Source organism: Phocaeicola sp. RTP21198st1_B8_RTP21198_201120 (genome assembly GCF_040929485.1).
Taxonomy (GTDB): Bacteria; Bacteroidota; Bacteroidia; order Bacteroidales; family Bacteroidaceae; genus Phocaeicola; species Phocaeicola dorei.
The window spans coordinates 708-1,223 of sequence record NZ_JBCOCI010000424.1; the positions used below are offsets into that span (position 1 = coordinate 708).

Below are 516 nucleotides of genomic sequence, written 5' to 3' on the forward strand. Positions count from 1 at the left end.
TTACTACACAGAGCTAGAAAACAACGCCCAATCCGGAAAGCAGCTCGGACTTTACGCCGGTATCAGAGAATCGGAAAAAGGATTCCTCTATCCGGAGAAGTTTATCAAATTCTATGATGAAATGGGAGATTTTGTATCCGAAGCAAAAGGGAAAGAGCGCAAAAAGCTGCACGAGCTCCAGACCGCCTTGTCTTTCACACGCATGGAATTGGCACGTGACCACGGTTTCGACGCTTACGGATATGCCAAGCGGAATGGAAAGGATATTCAGCCGCTCCCCCAAGCTCGTAATTGGGTCACCCAGCTCAAAGAGCATCAAGCATTTGCCGGAATGGAATATTATAATGAGTCAGCTTATGAGATTGACTATTATATAAAGGAATGGGAACAATATATACTTGCTTCCGACATAAAGAAAAGTTTGTTTCTGGGAATGAATCCTTCCGCAACCCCTAAACTAAATAAAAATGATTCAAAGAAACTGACCGACGGCACTCACGGTTTACCCGGAGACTA

At 44.2% G+C, this 516-nt stretch carries 1 pseudogene; it reads left to right on the forward strand.

Going from position 1 to position 516, the window contains the following annotated elements:
- Nucleotides 1–516 (forward strand): annotated as a pseudogene (locus AB5935_RS26940) (DUF4838 domain-containing protein); the annotation flags it as partial.